Genomic DNA, 18,216 nt, shown 5'->3' on the forward strand with positions numbered 1-18,216 from the left:
GCGGCCCTGTGTTGCCGTTACAACTCATCGCTCCGTGGGGCCACAAACCGCACGCGATGGCGTGTTCGCCGGCCCGCACGCGGCCCCGCGCTACCTAACATTCCCGCCCCATGAAGCTCCAGAAAAAAGCGTGGGTGATGGTAGGCCTGACCATCTGCCTGCTGACCCTGTCCTCGGTGTGGGTCTCCCAGCACGCGATCCTTTCCTCCTTCACCGAACTGGAGGCCAGGCAATCGCGTGTCGAAAGCGAGCGGGCCCGCCGGTTGCTGGCCCAGCAGCTCGACGGTCTGAGCGCGACGGTCATGGACTATGCGTACTGGAACGACACCGCGGACTTCGTGAAGGGCAAGCGCGCCGACCACTTCACCGAAAACTTCGGCACCGACAACATGAAGTACCTGGGCCTCTCACAGGTGCTGGTGCTCGATCCGGTGGGCCGTCCCGTGGCCAGCGCGGAACTGACGCCAGAACCGGCCCTGCGCCCGATGTCGCCAGGCATGTCGCAGACGCTTCGCAGCCTGGCGGTACCGGTGTTGTCCGATGCGAGCAGCAAGACGGTCGTGCGCACCTATCACCGTGTGGGGAGCGATCTTTATCTCGTGGCCATCGCGGCAGTGCGCAGCCAGTTCGAGCCTGCGTCCGCGCCCAAGGGTGCGCTGGCGGCCGTTCGCCGGTTCGACGAAAAGGAGCTGACGCAGTTCAGCGACATCCTCATGCACCCGGTGCGGCTCAAGTTTCCCAGCGCGCAGGAGGTGGCTCGGCCTGTCGCCGAACGTGACGACCCGGGCGTTCTCGAGTCGGCTGCGCTGATCCTCAACGGCGATGGCCAGCCCGTGGCCGAGCTGGTGCTCGAATTGAAGCGGGACCTGCATCGGGAAGGCCACTCGCTGGCGTTTGCCGCGGCCTTTCAGGTGGCCGTGGCCGGCTTGGTGATCGGCGTTCTGCTGGTCGTCCTGCTGGATCGGCTGGTGCTGAGGCGGCTGCAGCGGGTCCACCGGGAACTGGGGGAGATTGCCGCGCAAGGCCTCGGGGTCGAGGGTCGGCTCTCGGTCAGCGGCAAGGACGAATTGGCCGACCTGGCCCAGGGCATCAATCGCCTGCTGGCCAAAACCCGCGAAGACGCCGAGCAACAACGGCAGGCGCACGCCCGGCAGGAGGCGCTGAATCACCAGTTGATGCAGAGCCAGAAGACCGAGGCGATGGGGCGTTTCACCAGTGGCATTGCGCACGACTTCAACAACGCCATCGTGGCCATCTCGGGCTGTATCCAGTTGGCCTGCGAAGATCTGGAGTCGCACCACCCGAGCACCTCTTGCCTGCGGGAGGCGCTAAGGTCCGTTCGATACGCCGACGGACTGGTGAAGCAACTGCTGTCCTTCAGCCGGCAGTCTCCTCCGCACATGGACCACCTGCGACTGGGGGCGTTGGTCGAAGAGACGAGCGCACTGGTGTCGCTCGGCCTGATGAAGCGGTGCGTCCTGAAAGTGAACCTGCTCGCCGAGCGCGATTGGGTCGTTGCGGACCCCACGCAGATGAAGCAGGTCATCGTCAACCTCGTCATCAACGCATGCGACGCGATGAGCGGGCAGGGAACGGTATCGATCACGTTGGCGGAGCAGGACTTGCCCCCGGCGGACCGTGGCGTTGCCCCAGAGGCGGTGGCCCGCTTGCCTGCCGGCCGGTACCTGGTGCTGTCGGTCCAGGACGAAGGACCCGGCATCGCCCCCGAGCACCTGAACCGGATCTTCGAACCCTTCTTCACGACCAAGGCGGCCGACAAGGGAACGGGGCTGGGGCTGCCCATCGTGCAGAGCGTCATGACCGGGCATCGCGGAGCGATTGAAGTGGTCAGCAAGAGCGGGTCGGGCGCCTGCTTCAGGCTGTACCTTCCGGTGGCCAAGGCACAGCCGGACGGCGGTGGCACGGGTGGCGCCGGTGGCTCGTCGAGGTGGGTGGTGACGTCGTCGTAGTCGCGATAGCCGACGTCGCCGAACAGCATGGCGCTGTAGAAGTTGTCGTGGCGCAGGCCGTCTTCCTTGCAGGCGATGGCGCAGCCGAAGGGGTTGATCAGGAAGCTGGCGGACTGGCGCGGGCCTTGGCCTGCCGCAGCGTTCGCTAGCGCACAGACCGCGCCGGACCCCGTTGGTACAAGGTGGCAAGCCCTTTCACTGGACACCGCCATGCCGCCTTCATCCACGCGCCTGCCCACCTGGACCACCGCGACACCCCACGTGCCCTGCGACTCGCTGCCGATGGAGCTCGGCGACCTGGGCGATCACTATCAACAATGCTCGGCGATGCACGGCCCGGCGCAGGTGCTGCGTCGCGGCGTCGGCCTGCTGCAAGGCGTGGTGGCCGCCCGCACGGTCACGGCGGCCGCCCTGATCGCCCTGGTGTGCGCCCTTTGGTGGGTGGTCACCTGATCGGCGGGCGCCTGCGGCGGCGCTGGCCCTGGATCCCGGCCGAGTTGGCGCGCCTGCTGCAAACCGACGCCGGGCCCGCGCTGGAGCCCTTGCGCCTGGAAATCTTCGGGCCCGAGCGCCTGCGCGAGTTCGGCGGCCTGCTGGGCCGGGCGCATCGCGCCCAACGGCCCGGCAAGGGGCACGGCACCTTTCACACGCGCCTGCAAAGCAACGTCCGCGCACTGCGCGCCGCGCACGGCGAGCTCTCACGCCACGCGCATGAGCATCAGGATCCGGGCCCGGTGGCCACCTGGATGCTCGACAACTTCCACCTGATCGAATCTCAGATGGAGGCCATCCGCCAGGGTCTGCCGGCGCGCTTCTACCGATCGCTGCCGGTGCTGCGCGATGCGCCGCTGACCGGGCTGCCACGCGTGTACGGCGTGGCCTGGTCCTTCGTGGTGCACACCGACAGCGCCTTCGACGAGGGCCTGCTGCTGACCTTTCTGCAGGGCTATCAGGACGTGCGCGAGCTGGGCCAGGGCGAGCTGTGGGCCCTGCCCACCACCTTGCGGGTGGTGCTGCTGGAGAACCTGCGCCGGCTGGCCGACCGCATCGTGACGAACAAGGCCGCGCACGAGCTGGCCACGCTGTGCATGGCGCGCCTGCCGCGCCTGCCCTTGAACGAGTTGCAGGCGCTGGTGGCGCACATGGACCGGCTCGGCGCGGGCCCGGTGTTTCGCATGCACCTGATGCAAGGCCTGGTCGCGCGCCCGCTGGCGAAACAGCCACGTGCCGCCGAGGCGCGAGAGTGGCTGGCGGTCAGCCTGCCCGATCTGCCCCGGCTGCAGGTGCAACAGCACGCCGAGCAGGCCGCCGACCTGCTGAGCGTGGGCAACGCGGTGTCGGCCCTGCGGCTCATCGGCGCGGCCGACTGGAGCGATGTCGTGTCGCGCTGCAGCCGGGTGGTGGCGGTGATGATGGCCTCGCCCGTGTTCGCGGCCGAGGACGACGAGACGCGCTCCACCACGCTGCACGGCATCGAGCGCCTGGCGTCGCTGAGCGGGCGGGCCGAATCGGTGGTGGCCCACGCGTTGTTGCAGGCGATGCACCACGCCCCCGGCGAGGCCGACGACCCGCGGTGCCTGGCGGCGCATTGGTTGCAGGGCGATGGCCAGGACGCCCTGCGCGCGCGCCTGGGCCTGTCCGGCGGGCTGCGCGCGCGCTGGCGGCGCTGGCCGCGTCCGTCCACCACGCGGGTGTACCTGGGCGTCATCGCCGTGGGCACCCTGGCCCTGATCGCCGCGCTGGTGCATCGCTGGGGGCTGGCGGAGCACCTGGCATGGGTCGCACTGGCTGTGGCGCTCATGCTCTGGCCCGCATCCGAGGTGGTGCATGCGGTGGTGAACCGGTTGGTGGGAGAGTCGCTCAAGCCGGCCCACGTGCCGCGCCTGGGGTTGGCCGATGGCATCCCCGCGCCCGCGCGCGTGCTGGTGGCCGTTCCTGCGCTGCTCAGCGACGAGGCCACCACCGCCGCGCTGGTGCACCGCCTGCGCCTGCACCACCTGGCCAACCCCGAACCCTTCGCCCAGTTCGCGCTGCTGAGCGACTGGAGCGACGCCGACACCGAAACGGCCCCCGACGACGACGCCTTGCTGCGGCACGCGCGCGCCTGCGTGGACGCCCTCAACCAGGAACACCCGGTGGCCCGGGGCGCGCCGCCGCGCTTTCTGCTGCTGCACCGCGCCCGCTGCTGGAGCGAGACCGAGCGGCGCTGGATCGGGCGCGAGCGCAAGCGCGGCAAGCTCGAGGCGCTGGTGGCACGGCTGGCCACGGGCGAGCCGGGGCCCTTCCTGCCGCTGGGCGAGCTGTCGCACACCGCGGCAGGCACGCGCTACCTGCTCACGCTCGACAGCGACGCGCAATTGCCGCCCGGGCGCCTGCGCGCGCTGGTGGGCGTGGCCGAACACCCGGCCAACCACCCCCGGCTTGATGGCACCGGCCGGCGGGTGAGCCGCGGCTACGGCATCGTGCAACCGCGCCTGGTGGCGCCATTGCCCACCGGCCCACACGGCTGCGCTTGGCAATGGCTGGGGCAGGCGCGACAGGGGCTGGACCCCTACAGCGCCATGGCCTCGGACCTGTACCAGGACTTGTGGGGCGAGGGCAGTTTCACCGGCAAGGGCCTGCTGCACGTGGCCACCGTGCACGCGGTGCTGGGCGAACGCCTGCCGGCCGAGTCGGTGCTGAGCCACGACCTGCTGGAAGGCGCGCTGGTGCGCTGCACCGTGGTGAGCGACATCGTGCTGCTGGAGCCCGATGCGGCCCACGCCGACGCCGCCACCGCACGGCTGCACCGCTGGGTGCGCGGCGACTGGCAATTGCTGCCGTTCCTGCTGTCGCCGCGCGCTTGGCCCATGGCCGGCATCAACCGCTGGAAGCTGGCCGACAACCTGCGCCGCTCGCTGGTGGCCCCGGCCTCGCTGGGCCTGGTGGTGCTGGCGATGGCCGGGCATGGCCTGTCCCTGCCCGCCGCGCTGAGCCTGGTGCTGGCGGCGCATGGCGTGGGCCCGGCCATGGCGGCGCTGGCCGCCGTGGTGCCCCACCGCTGGGACCGGGTCAACACGCGCTTTCTCACGTTGGCGGCGCAGGGCCTGGGGCGCGCGCTGCTGGGGGGCCTGTGGTCGCTGTCGCAGTTGCTGGCGCAATCGCTGAGCGCGCTCGACGCGGTGGGCCGCACGCTGTGGCGCCTCACGGTGAGCCGACGGCACCTGCTCGAATGGTCCACCAGCGCGTCGCAGCAGGCGGGCCTGCGCACCGACTGGCCCGGCACCCTGTGGCGGCACCGCGCCGAGCCCGCGGGGGCGCTGGCGATCGGTGCGGCCTTGTGGTCGGCCTCGCCAGTGGCGCCGGGCGCGCTGGCGCTGGCCGTGTTGGGCCTGTGGGCGGCCGGGCCGCTGGTGCTGTGGCTGGCACACCGTCCCTGGGCGCTGCGCCCGGCGCTGTCGCTGGAAGACCGGCGGTTCCTGCACGGGCTGGCGCGAGACACCTGGGGCCTGTTCGAGCGCTGCGTGGACGCGCGCAACCACCACCTCCCGCCCGACAACCTGCAGGTGCTGCCGCTGGAGGTGGTAGCCCACCGCACCTCACCCACCAACATCGGCCTCTACCTTCTGAGCGCGGCCTGCGCCCGCTCCTTCGGCTGGATCGACACGCGCGAATTGCTCGACCGCCTGGAAGCGACGCTGGCCACGCTGCACCGCATGGAGCGCCACCGTGGCCACTTCCTGAACTGGTACGACACCGAGACGCTGCAGCCGCTGTTGCCGCGCTACGTGTCCACCGTGGACAGCGGCAACCTGAGCGCGCACCTGCTCGCGGTGGCCCAGGCCTGTCTCGAACGGGTCGACGACCCGCTCGACGACGCCGCGAACCCGCAGGCGCTGGCGGACGCGCACCGACGCCTGCGCGCCGTGGCGGACGACTGCCGCGCGCTGGCCTGGGCGGCCGACTTCGGCTTCCTCTACAACCCCCGGCGGCGCCTGCTGCACATCGGCTACCGCGTCGACGACGACACCCTGGACCCCTCGCTGTACGACCTGCTGGCCTCCGAGGCGCGCACCACCAGCCTGCTGGCCATCGCCAAGGGCGACGTGCCGGCGCGCCACTGGACGGCGCTGGGTCGCCCGTACTTCGCGGCCGGGCGCCACGCGGTGCTGCAGTCCTGGTCGGGCTCGATGTTCGAGTACCTGATGCCCCTGCTGGTGAGCGAGCCGCCGCACGGCAGCGCGCTGCACGAGGCCGCCGGCTCGGCGCTGCGCGAGCAGCGCGCTTTCGCGCGCGGCCTGGGCGTGGCCTGGGGCATGTCGGAATGCGCGCACGCCGCGCGCGACCCCACCCTGGCCTACCAGTACGCGCCGCAGGGCGTGCCGCGCCTGGCCTTGCGCCGCACGCCCGACACCGAATGCGTGGTGGCGCCCTACGCCAGTGTGCTGGCGGCACAGGTCGACGCCGCCGCGGCCTGCCGCAACCTGCGCGCCTTGGCCGAACTGGGTGCGCGCGGCCCCTACGGCTTCATGGAGGCGGTGGACCACACGCCCTCACGCCAGGTACATGGCAGCGCCTTCACCCTGGTGGGCACCTTCATGGCGCACCACCAGGGCATGAGCGTGGTGGCGCTGGCCAACGTGCTTCTGGGCGGCGTGGCGCAGCGCTGGGGCATGGCCGAGCCCCGCCTGCAAGCCCTGTCGGCATTGCTGCACGAACAGGCGCCGCGCGAGATGCGCACCGCCCGGCCCCCGCCACCGGCGCCGTCGGTGCGTGAGCCGCGCGGCGCCACGCCCAGCCGCGCCATCACACCGGGCGCGCAGGCCCTGGAGCCCACGCACCTGCTGGGCAACGGCCGCTACGCCGTCACCCTGCGCCCCAACGGCGCCGGCTGGAGTCGTTGGGGCGCGGCCGGCCTTTCCCGCTGGCGCGACGACGCTCTGCGCGACGAGCACGGCAGTTTTCTGTACCTGCGCGCGCCGGCCAGTGCCGTACCGGTGTCCCTCACCAGTCACCCTGCGCCCGACGCGGCCGCGCGCTACGGTTGCGAGTTCCACGCCGACCGCGTGTGCTTCACCGCCGAATGGACCGCGCTGCACGCGCACGTCACGGTATGGGTGAGCCCCGAGGACGACATCGAGCTGCGCAAGGTGGTGCTGTCCAACCTGAGCGACGAGGTGATGGAGGTCGAGCTGCTGTCGGCGCTGGACGTCACGCTGGCCGATCCCGCCGCCGACGAGGCCCACCCCGCGTTCTCGCAACTGTTCGTGCGCGCCGACTGGCTGGCGGCGCAGCAGGCCCTGCGCTTCGAGCGCACGCCGCGCCTGGGGCACGAGCAGCGCCTGCTGGCCGCGCACTTCGTGGCCAGCGCCACCGGCGAGCTGCTGCAGGTGCGTTGCCAGACGAACCGCCTGCACTGGCGCGGTCGGATGCATCCGACCAGCCACCCGTTGGCGCGCCTGATGCCTGCGCCCGCGTCGGACTGCGCGCTCGACACCGGGCTGGACCCGGTGGCCGCGATCGGGCTCACGCTGCGCCTGCCACCCGGCGGACACGCCAGTGTGGTGTTCGCCACCGCTGCCAGCGACTCGCCGGACGCGCTGCGCGCGGTCATCGACAAATACCGCGAGCCCGGCTACGTGGAACGCGCCTCGGCGATGTCCGCCACGCTGGTGGCTATCCCCGCGGCGCCGAACCGGCCCCACACCGACTACTTGCCCGCGCTGCAGGCGCTCACCACGGCGCTGGTGCTCACGCTGCCGGCCGTGCACGCGTCCCTGGCCGGCGCGGTGGCGGTCGATCGGCGCTCGCTCTGGCCGCTCGGGCTGTCGGGTGACCGGCCGCTGCTGTTGGTGGACGCCAGCACGCAGCAGGGCCTGGGACTGCTGCGCCTGCTCGCGCTGATGCTGCGCCAGTGGTCGCGCGCCAGCGTGGCCTGCGACCTGGTGGTGCTGAGCCTGGAAGCCCACTCCTACGACATGCCGCTGCAGCGCGAGCTGGAGCAATTGCGCGAGCAGCACCGGTCTGCGCCTGGTCTCGCGGAAGGGGCGCAGGGCACGGGCCTGCATTGCTGGCGGGTCGACGAATTGTCGCCCGTGCAGTTGGCCACGCTGCGTGCGCTGGCCCGGGTGAGCCTGCGCGGCGATGGGCAGCCCTTGCTGCACCAGTTGCGCGACTGGTACCTCGCGCACGAACCCGCGCCCACCACGGGCTGGCGCGAGGAAGACAGCGAGCCGGCCGCGGTGCCGGTGCGCTCGCTGCCGCGTGCGGCCGAGGTGGCGCGCGGTGGCTTCGACGCCCGCGGCAGCGCCTTTCGCATCGGCTTGGGCCATGAGCAGCAAACGCCTCGCCCCTGGATCAACGTGCTCGCCAACCCTGGCTTCGGCGCGCTGCTGTCCGACAGCGGCGGCGGCAACACCTGGGCCGGCAACAGCCGCCTGCACCAACTGACGCCCTGGGCCAACGACCCCGTGGCCGATCCGCCGTCCGAATGGTTCTGGCTGCAGGACCGGCAAAGCCACGAGGCGTGGAGCCTGGCGCCCTCGGCCTGGGGCCACGAAGACGCGCACTACGAGGTCACGCACACACAGGGCCTGAGCACCATCGAGCACCAGGTGAACGGGTTGCACGTGGCGGTGCACTGGTGCGTGGACGCCGACTCCGCCATCAAGCAGGTGCGCATCACCGTGCGCAACCAGGGGCCGCGCAAGCGCCACCTGCGGCTGCTGGCCATGGTGGAGTGGCTGCTGGGCGACAAGCGCGCGGACCGGGCCACCCTGCACACACGGGCCGAGTACGGCGCGGGGCCCGCCGCGCCGCTGTTGGGACTGTTCTGCACGCAGACGCGGGTGGACCCTGCGCAGGATGCGTCGCCCGGGAGCGCCACCGCTTTCCTGGCCGAGGTGCCCCACGCCGTGCATCCCGGCCTTGAGCACGGCGAAGGCCCCGACTGGACCTGCGATCGCCGCGCCTTCTTCGACCGCGCCGGGCGCATCGCACTGCCGCGACACCTGGGTCAGGCCGAGGGCGGTGGGGTTGACGCCTGCGCCGCGCACGCGCGGCTGCTCACACTGCGCCCGGGTGCGATGCTGCAGCAGACCTACCTGATCGGCCACGCCGACAACGTCGACGCGGCGCGCAAGCTGCTGCGCGAGGCCGGCACCGTCGATCCGCTGGCTCGTGAACGCGAGGTGCGCGCCCGCTGGGACGAATTGCTCGGCGCCACAGAAGTGCACACGCCCGACCCTCTGTTCGACGCCATGGTCAATCGCTGGTTGCTCTACCAGACCGTGTCCTCGCGCCTGTGGGCCAAGGCCGGCTTCTACCAGGCCGGCGGCGCCACGGGATTCCGGGATCAGTTGCAGGACACCATGGCCCTGACCTGGGCAGCGCCCGCGCTGCCGCGCGAGCAGATCGTGCTCTGCGCGTCGCGCCAGTTCGAGGCGGGTGACGTGCAGCACTGGTGGCACACGCCCGGTGGGGCCGGCGTGCGCACGCACTTCTCGGACGACCTGCTGTGGCTGCCCTTCGCCTGCGCGCACTACCTGCGCGCCACGGGTGACCGCACCGTGATGGACGAGGTGGTGCCCTTCCTGGACGCGCCCGAGCTGCCTGTTGGCGTGGAAGACGCCTACGACACGCCACGCACCAGCGACGCGCGGGCCAGCGTGTACGAACACGCCGCGCGCACCATCGACCGCAGCTTGCGCACCGGCGCGCACGGCCTGCCATTGATGGGCACGGGCGACTGGAACGACGGCATGAACCGCGTCGGTCACGAAGGGCGCGGCGAATCGGTGTGGCTGGCCTGGTTCCTGTGCGCCATCACCGAGGACTGGATCGCGCTGGCGCACGAGCGTAGCGAGGGCGAACGGGCGCAGCGCTGGGCCGGGGCACGCGAGGGTTGGGCCGCGGCGCTGCAGACCCACGCCTGGGACGGTGACTGGTACCGTCGCGCCTACTTCGACGACGGCAGCCCCTTGGGTGCCGCGCACATGCCCGAGGCGCGCATCGACCTCATCGCGCAGGCCTGGGCCGTGCTGTCGGGGCAGGCCCCCATCGAGCGCCAGCGCGCGGCAATGCAGGCCGCGCGCGAGCACCTGCACGACGCGCCGGCCGGACTCATGCGCCTGCTCGCGCCGCCACTGCGGCATGCCATGCCCAGCGCGGGCTACATCCAGGCGTACCCGCCGGGCGTGCGCGAAAACGGCGGCCAGTACTCGCATGCTGCGGTGTGGGCGCTGATGGCCTCGGCCCGGCTCGCGCTCGCCAGCGATGGCCCGGACCGCAGGGAGGCGCAGGACCGCGTGTACGCCGACTTCTGCGAACTCAGCCCCGCGCACCGCGCGGCGCACCCGGTGTGGGGCCCGGCCTACGGCCTGGAGCCCTATGCCGTGGCGGCCGACGTGTACAGCGAAGCGCCGTGGACAGGCCGTGGCGGTTGGAGTTGGTATACGGGCGCGGCCGGCTGGCTGCACCGCGCTGCCATCGAATCGCTCTTCGGCCTGTGCCTCACCCACGACGATCTGTGGTTCGAGCCCTGCCTGCCCACGTCGTGGGAGCGGGCGCGCCTCACGCTGCGCCGCGAACAGCGCTGCATGCATTTCCTGCTGCACCGTGGCGAGAACGAAGGCGAAGGCCGGGCGCTGCGCATCGGTGAACGCCTGCGCTGGCGCGATCTGCCGGCCGATTCGCACTTCTCGATCCGGCTGGACTGAGAAGATGTGAACGAACCGATCTGGGGCGGCCAGCGGTCCCGGCGCACGGCTATGTGCGCTGAAGCACAGACCGCCACGCAGCTGCCGCGTACCCTGAAGCTCTACCCAACGCAAGACACAGGACACCCCATGAACTACCAGGAACAGGACAGCTACGGCATGTACACCGAAATCAAGGACGGCGGGCCTGGCCCGCAACTCATGGGCGCCCACACGCTGCATGGCAACGATGTCCGCAACCGCCGGGGCGAGGACCTGGGCGACATCAAGGAAATCATGCTCGACATGCACAGCGGCAAGGTCGCGTATGCCGTGCTGTCGTACGGTGGCTTCCTGGGCATGGGTGACAAGCTCTTCGCCGTGCCCTGGAGCGCACTCAAGCTGGACACCGTGAAGAAGTGTTTCGTGCTCGACGTCGAGAAGGATCGGCTGGGCAACGCACCCGGCTTCGACAAGGACCACTGGCCCGACATGGCCGACAAGGCCTGGGCCCAGGACATCAACCACTACTACGGGCAGACGCCGCACGCGCCGCTCAAGGAACACACATCATGAAAACCCATCAACGCTGCGCGGCCCTGCTGCTGGTGGCCGCTGCCTTCACGGGCCTGGCGGCCTGCGGTTCCACCCCCACGCGATCCAGCACCGGGCAGTACCTGGACGACACCGCCATCACCACCAAGGTCAAGAGCGCGATCTTCAACGACCCCGGTCTGAAATCGGCCGAGATCAACGTCGAGACATTCAAAGGCAGCGTGCAGCTCAGCGGCTTCGTCGGCACCCAGAGCGACATCAACAGGGCGGTGGTGCTCACCCAGAACGTCGAAGGCGTTCGCAACGTCAGGAACGACATGCGGCTGAAGTGATCGCCGCCGGCCCGCGAGTCGGCGTCGGTGCCGTGGGCGGGACTGTGCTCACCGGCGGCAGCGCCGTGGGCACCGTCGGTGGCGCCGTCATCGGCGGCATCATCGGCAACCAGGTCGAGCCCAAGAAGTGAACCGCCTGCGCGCCCCCGGGCCGCGACAGGCGTGGTGATCGACCCTGGCGAGGTCGTTCACAGCCTGTCGTGCCTCTCTCGAGGTGGCGCACCATGGGTTCGATGCCGCACACAGCCCGGGCGTTCGGGCGTAAGCTGAACGTTTCGACCAAGCGGGCCTTGTCCCGTCGCCCTTGCCCCGTTGCCATGGACTCCTCGAACCCGCGCCCGGCCAGCGACCTGCTGGCGGCCCTGCCGCCCGCCGAATGGGAACGCCTGGCGTCACGCCTCGAACTGGTCGACCTCCCGCTGGGGGCCGTGCTCTACGAGTCGGGCATGACCATGAGTCACGTGTACTTTCCCACCTCGGCCATCGTCTCCCTGCTCTACGTGCTCGAGAACGGCGCTTCCGCCGAGATTGCGGTGGTGGGCCGCGAGGGCGTGGTGGGCATCGCGCTCTTCATGGGTGGCGGCACTACGCCCAGCCGCGCGGTGGTGCAGAGCGCCGGCAAGGGCTACAAGCTGCGTGCGCAGGTCATCCAGGAGGAATTCAACCGCGTCGGGCCGGTGATGCACCTGCTGCTGCGCTACACGCAGGCCCTGATCACGCAGATGGCCCAGACGGCGGTGTGCAACCGCCACCACAGCCTGGACCAACAACTGTGCCGCTGGCTGCTGCTCAGCCTGGACTGCCTGCACACGAACAAACTCGTGATGACGCAGGAACTCATCGCCAACATGCTGGGCGTTCGCCGCGAAGGGGTCACCGAAGCGGCGCTCAAGCTGCAGCGCCTGGAGCTCATCCGCTACGCGCGCGGTCACATCACCGTGCTCGACCGCCCGGGCCTGGAGCAGCGCGTGTGCGAGTGCTACGAGGTAGTCAAGCGCGAGTACGACCGCCTCTTGCCGCACCGCTTCGCCTCCTGAGCCCATCGAACCATCGGTGCGCTGGCAGACGGAAGCCGGCCCGCTGGCCGCGCACACTGTGGCGCACCCCATGCCATCCGCCGACAACGACATCCTTCAAAGACTCAAGCCCGGGACGCGACAGCGTTTGCTGGAGCGGTGCGAGCCCTTCGCGTTCGGCCTGTCCACCAGGCTTGTCGAACAGGGGCAAGCGCTGCGCCATGCCCTCTTCCCGCGCTCGGGCTTCATCGCGCTGGTGATCGATGAAAAGGACCACCCGGCGCTGGCCGTGGGCCTGATCGGCCACGAGGGTGTGTTCGGCGGCGAGCTCATCCTCGGCACGTCACGGCCGCCCTGGCGCGCGGTGGTATTGAACCCGGGTGATGGCTGGCGCATCGAGGCGCAGGCGCTGCGCGAAGTCAGCGCGACCCACATCGACCTGCAACAGCGACTGCAGGGCCTCGTGCTGGTGCGCCTGCACCAGCAGGCTCTGGCCTCGGCGTGTGAACGGTTCCACCCCGTTGCCTCCCGCCTGGCCCGCTGGCTGCTCATGAGCCAGGACCGTGCGCAAAGCCCGAACTTCTATCTGACACAGGAATGCATGGCCCGCATGCTTGGCGTGCGGCGTGTGAGCGTGACCCTTGCCGCTGGCGGGATGCAAAACGATGGGCTCATCAGCTACCGGCGAGGCGATGTCAGCGTGCTGGATCGGGCTCGACTCAAGGCACGGGCCTGCAGTTGCTACGCCAACGACATTCAACTGGCACAGGCCTATGTGCGCCAGCCAACAAACAGAAACGGCTGATCCGCGCACAGTGACGCCGTGGGCCCTGGGGCGCGCACATCTGACCATGCACCAACCACTGCAAGAGCCCGTGCACCACGCCCACACCACTCACCGCCAGAGAGAAACGCCCATGAATACGCGTAGCGCCGGCGAAGCGTCCGCAGACAGTCGTCAAGGCCCGAGGAACACGGTCTGAGCCACTCGATGAATGCCTCCGCTTCTTCATTCCCGGAAACCATGAACGTCGTCAGTGGGCAATGCGTTCGGGCAAGCGACGGTCAGGTGTTCAGCTACAGCGTCGATGTAACGCCGTTTTTCTGGTCGGCAAATGTCCGGGATGCGGCCGAGCAGATTGTCGGCACGCCCAATCTCGGCGTTTTCGGTCGGCGACTGTCGAGCGAGGACCTGCGATCGTGCGCTGTTCACTGGATCGAGCGTGTGATACGCGATGGATTCATGTGAGCTCGCTTCGTTGCGCTGAAAAGCCGTTGACGGCCATCCCCCACGCCAGACAACCGTAGAGACCCTAACCCATCGAGTCACGCTCAAGTCGATCAAATGACTCTACTGCTGACTGGAGAATGACATGAAAAACTCGAACGAGCAGATGTGCGGGGACATGGAAGGAGAGTCACGCTTGGGTGACGAAGCACATGAACACGCGACCGTCACGCTGAATGTCCTCTGCATCGTCGTGTCGTGGAGTTTGGGCGCAGAGAGACTGACTGGGTATCGTGCGCAAGAAGTGATTGGCAGGGCGTATGCCTTCCTCTATCCCGATGAAACGAGTGCGAACGGACGGTCGTCGCAGCGGGAGCGGACGTTGATTCTGCCGAATGGAAGGTATGAAGAGGAGGGCTGGCGCATGCGAGAAGACGGATCACTTTTTTTTGCCAGCGAACTCACCCGGCCCATGTTCGACGGGACGGGAAAGCTCGCGGGATGTGAAAAGGTCATCCGAAATCTCTCTGATTCATGCGCAAGCAACAAGGCGCTTTATCACAGCGATAAGTTCCCTTTGCGGCTTCTTGGCAGCGCACGCGACTGCGCCGTTCACATGCTCGATCCGTCTGGATGCATCGTTGGCTGGAGCATTGGTGCAGAGCTACTGACGGGGTACCACGCCGAGGAAGTCATCGCGAAGCACTATCAAATGCTGTTCCGGTGGGAAGATCGAACGGAAGGATTCCCCAGTTGGCAACTGCAACGTGCGCGTTTGCATGGGTGCATAGAGGAGAGCGGCTGGCTTCTCCGAAAGGATGGATCCGTGGTTTGGGCGAATTTCGTTCTGACGCCCATCCATTCTTTTGATGGATCTCATGTCGGATTTTCCAAGGTGGCACGCGACAGGAGAGAGGGGAGTGCATACATGGCCGATAGGGGGTGTGGAGGGACGACGTGGGCAACAGCCCCGGCTCGGGCGCACGGCGTCGTTCACGGGTCCCCCGGGGGGAGCGGCGTGACTCCGCTCTGAGTCGTCATATCGATTCCGTTGCTTGTGAGGGTTTTTCCAGTGGTAGCGGTCGCTGCGTCCATCTCAGCAGCGCCAGGCCCACGGCGGCCGAGAACAGCGAGGCAAGGAAGATGCCGATCTTGGCGCTGTCCATCAAAGGCCCGCTCAGCGCGAGATTGGCGATGAATAGCGCCATCGTGAAGCCGATGCCGGCCAGGCAGCTACCGCCGGCCATGGCGCCCCAGCCCAGATCCCCGGGGCGCGTCGCCAGGCCGCTGCGCAAGGCCAGCCAGCCAAACAGAAGAATCCCGGCCGGCTTGCCGAGGGCGAATCCAAAGAACACCGCCGCCGCCACTGGCCGATCCACGTTGGTCCACGAAAGCGCCAGGCCCGCATTCGCGAGCGCGAACACCGGCATGACGCCGAAGCTGACCCAGGGGTGCAACGCCATCTCCAGTCGCTCGACGGGTGACAGCGATTCTCGGGCGGCCGTCTCGGCCGCCAGCAAGGTCTTGCGATCGCTTGTGCGTCCGCTGCCCTGACTGCCCGTCGGGTGGGCGATGACCTGTCCCAAAATGGCGTAGAGCCGGTTGTCGCTGACCCAGCGCGTCGCGGGGGTCATCAGCCCGAGGATCACGCCCGTGACGGTGGCGTGCAGTCCGGCTGCATCGATGGCCAACCAGGTGGCCGCCCCCATGACCACATAGATCGAAACGCTGCGCACACCGGCACCGGCCAACAGGCGCAGGATGGCGATGCACAGGGCCGCCAGGGCAAGCATGCCCCAATCCATGCCATGGCTGTATCCGATGGCGACCACCAGGATGGCGCCGATGTCATCCACGATCGCCAGGAACAGCATGAACACCCGCAGACTGTGCGGGATGCGCGTGCCCAGCAAGGCCAGGCAGGCAATGACGAACGCCGTGTCGGTGGCCATGACGATGCCCCAGCCGTGCGCGCCGGCTTGTCCCCACTGCAGCGCCAGGTAGACGGCAGCGGGCGCCATCATGCCGCCCAATGCCGCGGCGATGGACAGGGCTGCCATGCGCGGGTCGCGCATCTCGCCCAGCACGGCTTCGCGCTTGAGTTCGAGCGCGACGAGAAAGAAGAACAGCGTCATCAGTCCGTCGTTGATCCAGTCCTTCAACGTACGGCCCAAGGCCATGTCGCCCAGCCTCAGCTCAAGCCGTGTTTCCCAGATGCCGAGGAAGGCGTCGGCCCATGGCGAGTTCGACAGCACGAGCGCTGCGAGGGTGAACACGAGCAAGACGGCGCCACCTGCTGCCTCAATATGCAGGAACCTGACAAACGGGGGCGAGATGCGGTCAATGAATACGCGAGGGAGTCGAACGGACATGGGGGATCCAACCGAAATGTGTGCTTTCGATGACTCCCGGGGTGCGCGCCTGAGCTGCGTCTCCCAACACACTGCTACCGGGCGTCATCGTGGCGGAACAGATCAACGAAGGCCAGCAGGATGGCCGCACCAAAGAACGACACCAGCAGCGCCGGCAGGCTGAAGTGCTCGGGGCTGAGGGTCCCCGCGCCCAGCAGCGGTGAGAGGAGCCAGCCGCCGGCAATGGCACCCACCATGCCGACGAAGACGTTCACGATCAGGCCCTGCCGCTCGTTGGACCACAGGAGCATGTTGGCCAGCCAGCCGATGACTCCGCCAACGATGAGCCACGTGACCAAGTTCATTCGCACGGCGCCTGACAAGAGAAGTGGGCAGCGCTGGGCCGCAGGAGACGCTGGCTGTGCTCGATGCGTTCGGACAGCGCCTTTACCAGCGGAATCGAACGCCTGGGCTCCGACGTTCCATATGGTGCAAACACAAGTATGCGGATTGCACGAGGATCGATCTGTGCGCTGGCGAACGCAGCCGCGCCAACAAAAAAGCCCCTGCATTGCAGGGGCGTGAGATTCGCTGGCGGTGGAGGTAGGACGCAGCGAACCACTCTCAGTTGGATTTTTCGCTATCCAGCGCACTTTTTTTTCTGCTCTGCAGCCTTCAAAAAGCGCGCGCGCACGCACATACGCGCGTCGCAATTTTCGTGCCTCAATTGAAGTGGTCTTCCGTATCAGCGGTTCCCCCTAGGTTCCCTTTTCGGTTCCCCTCAAAAGTTTTGAAGCTGCTCTGCTGAGCGGGTAGATGACCGGCCGTGTGAAGCTGCAGCAAGGTGCGCAGCTGTTTGCGCGACGTTGTCGATCGGAAGCTGAGTTCCTCTTCGGTGCCCTCCCGGTTCCCCTCAAAAATGATGCGGGAGCTGCTCGCGAAGTTGCCCCGGAGTTGTAGATCTCGACACGAACTGCGGTCTGTCGTTTCTGCGGTTCCCCTTTGGTTCCCTTCTCGGTTCCCCTCAAAAATTTCGATGAGGTGCCCCGGAGGAACGTCGTAGTTCCTGGCTGTGAACAAAGTCGCAGCGTGTGCAGGTACGAGGCCGCCACCGCAATAGGTGCAATGTCTGCCGTCTGCGCTTCGAGCCATTGGCACGTAGCCTTCCATATCAGCGGTTCCCGCTCGGTTCCCCTTCCGGTTCCCCTCAAAAATGTTGCGGCCTTTGCTCGGCGAGCTTTCTTCAGGCGATTTAACGTGAGGCGGCGAAGGGTAGCGGTGGCCAGCCAGATGTCCTTAGGGACGCCGGCCTTCGTCTGCGCCACCGATGGTGTTGCCCGCGACGTTGACACGCGTCCCTCACAAGGCGAGTGCGCATCAGCTTTTCCGGCAAACCTGAGATGACCGTCCCTCGATAGCGAGCCCAGTCTGCGGCCCCATGAATGTGCGGTCTTCTGATTGAGCATCTCGAATGGCGCCGCTCACTCTAGGCATGCGCTTTGCCAGCGAGGTTGGGGATTTTCTAGCACTCACAAGGAGCACAAATATGATGTCCAACCAACCGGGGCAGACGCCTGGCAAGCCCGTTAATCAACCTCCGCCGGGTGACAGCCGTTCACCTGGTGCGAATCCCACCCATCCCGATCGTGCACCTCAAACGCGTCCCGCTGACGCCAGGCCCGGGGAAAGGCCTATTGCTGACGTTGATCGCAAAGTACGTGAGGGTGATGCCTAGGCTGTCGCCTCGCGCTACAGCATGCAGATCGACGTAGTCGTATCCGTTTGGGTACACATCAGGCATGCACAATGTCGGCCATGGTGGAGATGACAGCGTTGAGCGATGAAGTGCTCGTGGCAATGGCTCACGAATGGAGATTGAGGGCGCTTCGCGGGGAAAAGGTCGCCCGTGGCCCTGCACACGAGCTGGAAGCTGAGATTCGACGACGTCGCGGTAGGTCGCCAGTCGAGTCCACGCTAGACGATCTAGACACCCGCCCTCTCGCGGCGCGCGAGGGCGTTGCGCGCAGTTCTTGGCGTCTCTGGTAGCGCCTTCAAGCTAAAACGCGACTGGACGTTCCGCCCTGGCGCC

The 18,216-nt window shown here is 68.2% G+C and carries 11 protein-coding genes and 1 pseudogene; 10 read left to right on the forward strand and 2 right to left on the reverse strand.

All coding sequences use genetic code 11. The features are described 5' to 3' along the window. The first annotated feature begins 110 nt into the window (after positions 1-110). The 10 genes and pseudogenes from BN948_RS25450 to BN948_RS26000 all read left to right on the forward strand — a co-directional run bounded on the left by BN948_RS25450 (position 111) and on the right by BN948_RS26000 (position 14,809). The gene (locus tag BN948_RS25450; protein ID WP_009516594.1) at positions 111-1,970 is read left to right on the forward strand and encodes an ATP-binding protein; all 1,860 of its coding nucleotides are present in this window, start codon (positions 111-113) and stop codon (positions 1,968-1,970) included. A gap of 210 nt (positions 1,971-2,180) precedes the next feature. Continuing rightward, on the forward strand, positions 2,181-2,423 hold the full coding sequence (locus tag BN948_RS27130; RefSeq protein WP_009516595.1) for a hypothetical protein: 243 nt from the start codon (positions 2,181-2,183) through the stop codon (positions 2,421-2,423). Further along, complete coding sequence (locus tag BN948_RS02600; RefSeq protein ID WP_238327219.1) at positions 2,396-10,666, forward strand: glycoside hydrolase family 94 protein; 8,271 nt, start codon at positions 2,396-2,398, stop codon at positions 10,664-10,666. The genes BN948_RS27130 and BN948_RS02600 overlap by 28 nt, the downstream gene beginning before the upstream one ends. Positions 10,667-10,795: 129 nt before the next feature. Beyond that, positions 10,796-11,221: a PRC-barrel domain-containing protein gene (locus BN948_RS02605; protein ID WP_009516597.1), complete on the forward strand. Its 426-nt coding sequence runs from the start codon at positions 10,796-10,798 to the stop codon at positions 11,219-11,221. Next, the gene (locus BN948_RS02610) at positions 11,218-11,532 is read left to right on the forward strand and encodes a BON domain-containing protein (RefSeq protein WP_009516598.1); all 315 of its coding nucleotides are present in this window, start codon (positions 11,218-11,220) and stop codon (positions 11,530-11,532) included. Before BN948_RS02605 ends, BN948_RS02610 begins: the two co-directional genes overlap by 4 nt. 20 nt (positions 11,533-11,552) lie before the next feature. Next, positions 11,553-11,663: pseudogene (locus tag BN948_RS26980) on the forward strand (prenyltransferase); the annotation flags it as partial. A gap of 186 nt (positions 11,664-11,849) precedes the next feature. Then, entirely contained in the window at positions 11,850-12,569 is a 720-nt protein-coding gene (locus tag BN948_RS02615; protein ID WP_138820086.1) for a Crp/Fnr family transcriptional regulator, read from the forward strand. A 70-nt stretch (positions 12,570-12,639) separates the two neighbouring features. Beyond that, entirely contained in the window at positions 12,640-13,353 is a 714-nt protein-coding gene (locus BN948_RS02620) for a Crp/Fnr family transcriptional regulator (protein WP_035620342.1), read from the forward strand. A 186-nt stretch (positions 13,354-13,539) separates the two neighbouring features. Beyond that, positions 13,540-13,797 carry a hypothetical protein gene (locus BN948_RS26510; RefSeq protein WP_138820088.1) on the forward strand — a complete coding sequence of 86 codons (258 nt, stop codon included), beginning with the start codon at positions 13,540-13,542 and terminating at the stop codon, positions 13,795-13,797. Between the two features lie 124 nt (positions 13,798-13,921). Next, positions 13,922-14,809 carry a PAS domain-containing protein gene (locus BN948_RS26000; protein WP_009516602.1) on the forward strand — a complete coding sequence of 296 codons (888 nt, stop codon included), beginning with the start codon at positions 13,922-13,924 and terminating at the stop codon, positions 14,807-14,809. 4 nt (positions 14,810-14,813) lie between these two features. Here BN948_RS26000 and nhaA read toward each other — a convergent pair whose 3' ends face one another. Together nhaA and BN948_RS02630 are read right to left on the reverse strand one after the other, a co-directional pair. Further along, positions 14,814-16,148 carry a Na+/H+ antiporter NhaA gene (gene nhaA / locus BN948_RS02625; protein WP_035620200.1) on the reverse strand — a complete coding sequence of 445 codons (1,335 nt, stop codon included), beginning with the start codon at positions 16,146-16,148 and terminating at the stop codon, positions 14,814-14,816. Between the two features lie 74 nt (positions 16,149-16,222). Continuing rightward, positions 16,223-16,492: a GlsB/YeaQ/YmgE family stress response membrane protein gene (locus tag BN948_RS02630; RefSeq protein ID WP_035620202.1), complete on the reverse strand. Its 270-nt coding sequence runs from the start codon at positions 16,490-16,492 to the stop codon at positions 16,223-16,225. Between the last annotated feature and the right edge of the window lie 1,724 nt (positions 16,493-18,216).

It is taken from the genome of Hydrogenophaga intermedia, from assembly GCF_000723405.1.
In the GTDB taxonomy this organism is placed as follows: domain Bacteria; phylum Pseudomonadota; class Gammaproteobacteria; order Burkholderiales; family Burkholderiaceae_C; genus Hydrogenophaga; species Hydrogenophaga intermedia.